Origin of the sequence: Ensifer sp. KUDG1 (genome assembly GCF_050434285.1) — a bacterium.
GTDB lineage: Bacteria > Pseudomonadota > Alphaproteobacteria > Rhizobiales > Rhizobiaceae > Ensifer.
This window is the reverse complement of the sequence record NZ_JBNDIG010000022.1, coordinates 1-2,427: the sequence shown is the minus strand read 5'-3', so window position 1 is coordinate 2,427 and position 2,427 is coordinate 1. Positions and strand designations below refer to the sequence as shown.

Below are 2,427 nucleotides of genomic sequence, written 5' to 3'. Positions count from 1 at the left end.
TTGCCGGAGCGCATCGCTTCGAAGCCGTCGCGGAACTCGTCGATGGTGATGCGGTGGGTGATGACCGGGGCAAGGTCGAGGCCGCCCTGCACGAAGGCGATCATCTTGTACCAGGTCTCGAACATCTCGCGGCCGTAGATGCCCTTGAGGTTGAGCATCTTGAAGATCACCTTGTTCCAGTCGATCTCGAATCCAGCCGGCGCAATGCCAAGAATGGCGATCTTGCCGCCATTGTTCATCTTGTCGATCATGTCGCGGAAGGCGGGGGCCGCCCCCGACATTTCCAGCCCGACGTCAAAACCTTCGGTCATGCCGATCGCCTTCATCACATCGGCAAGGTTCTCCTTCGAGGCATCGACGACATGATCGATGCCGACGCTCTTTGCGAGCGCGAGCCGCGTCGGGTTGATGTCGGTGATGACAACCTTGCGCGCGCCCGAACGCTTGGCGACCATCGCCCCCATGATGCCGATCGGGCCGGCGCCGGTCACAAGCACGTCCTCGCCGACGAGATCGAAGGAAAGGGCTGTGTGCACCGCATTGCCGAACGGATCGAAGATCGCCGCGACCTCGTCGGGCACGTCTTCGGGGATCGGCACGACGTTATATTCCGGCAGGCAGACGAACTCGCCGAACGAGCCCGGCCGGTTGACGCCGACGCCGAGCGTGTTGCGGCAAAGATGTCCGCGCCCGGCGCGGCAGTTGCGGCACTTGCCGCAGACGATGTGGCCCTCGCCCGAGACCCGTTCGCCGACATGGTACTTGGTGACGGCAGATCCCACCTCGGCGATCTCGCCCATGAACTCGTGACCGACGACCATCGGCACCGGAATGGTCTTCTGCGCCCACTGGTCCCAGTTCCAGATGTGCACGTCGGTGCCGCAGATCGCCGATTTCTTCACCTTGATCAGCACGTCGTTCGGGCCGATTTCCGGCACCGGCACGCGTTCCATCCACAAGCCCACTTCGGCCTTCGACTTCACCAGCGCCTTCATCATGTTCGTCATTTGACTGCCTCCAAAATCATCTGCCGTTTCGGCGCTGCGCGTTGAGGGAAGCCCCTCATCCGGCTGCCGCCACCTTCTCCCCGCGCGCGGGGAGAAGGGATATGCCGCACCCTCACCACTCCTCTTTCAGGACTGCGCTTCCGCCAAGCCCTCCAAGGCCTCCGGCGGGCACGTCCCCTCTCCCCGCCTGCGGGGAGAGGGTTAGGGTGAGGGGCTTCTTTCAGATCGAGCGAACTCTTTCCCTCAGATCACGCCCAACTCGCGACCGACCTCTTCGAAGGCGGCAATCGCCCGCCGGACGTCCGCTTCGCTGTGGGCCGCCGACATCTGCGTGCGAATGCGCGCCTGGCCCTTCGGCACCACTGGGAAGGAGAAGCCGATGACGTAGACGCCCTTCTTCAGCATGCGTGCCGCCATCTCCTGGGCAAGGGCGGCGTCGCCGAGCATGACCGGGATGATCGGATGACCTTCGCCGGCGAGCGTGAAGCCAAGCTTCGACATCTCGGTGCGGAAGAGGCTGGCATTGGCATAGAGCCGTTCGCGAAGCGCATCGCCGTTGTCGATCAGGTCGAACACTTTCAGCGATGCCGCGGCAATCACCGGCGCCAGCGTGTTGGAGAACAGATAGGGACGCGAGCGCTGGCGCAGCCAGTCGACCACCTCCGCCTTGGCCGAGGTGTAGCCACCGGAGGCACCGCCAAGCGCCTTGCCGAGCGTGCCGGTGATGATGTCGATCCGGCCTTCGACGCCGCAATGCTCGGCCGAGCCACGACCGTTCTTCCCGACGAAGCCGACCGCATGGCTGTCGTCGACCATGACCATGGCGCCGTACTTGTCGGCGAGATCGCAGACGCCTCCGAGATTGGCGATGATGCCATCCATCGAGAAGACGCCGTCGGTGGCGATCAGCTTGAAGCGGCTGCCCTCCGCCTTCTTCAGTTCCTCTTCAAGGGCTGCCATGTCGTTGTTGGCATAACGGAAGCGCTTGGCCTTCGACAGCCGCACGCCGTCGATGATCGAGGCATGGTTGAGCGCGTCGGAGATGATCGCGTCCTCTTCGCCCAAGAGCGTTTCGAACAGGCCGCCATTGGCGTCGAAACACGACGAATAGAGGATCGTGTCTTCCAGGCCGAGGAACGACGAAATCCGGGCCTCGAGTGCTTTATGCTCCTCCTGCGTGCCGCAGATGAAGCGCACCGAGGCCATGCCGTAGCCGTAACGGTCGAGCGCCTGCTTGCCGGCCTCGGCCAGCTCCTCGTTGTCGGCAAGGCCGAGATAGTTGTTGGCGCAGAAGTTGAGCACCCGCTCGCCCGAGGCGACCTTGATCTCACCCGCCTGCTTCGAGGTGATCACACGCTCCGACTTGTACAACCCGGCCGTCTTCAGGCCCTCGAGTTCGCTGCGGAGATGGGACAGGAAG

The 2,427-nt window shown here is 63.5% G+C and carries 2 protein-coding genes; both read right to left on the bottom strand.

Going from position 1 to position 2,427, the window contains the following annotated elements; genetic code table 11:
• Positions 1–1,007, bottom strand: a 1,007-nt coding sequence (gene tdh / locus M2267_RS29880; RefSeq protein WP_429119465.1) for an L-threonine 3-dehydrogenase, incomplete at its 3' end; no start/stop codon positions are given.
• 243 nt (positions 1,008–1,250) lie between these two features.
• Positions 1,251–2,427, bottom strand: a 1,177-nt coding sequence (locus M2267_RS29875; protein WP_429119464.1) for a glycine C-acetyltransferase, incomplete at its 5' end; no start/stop codon positions are given.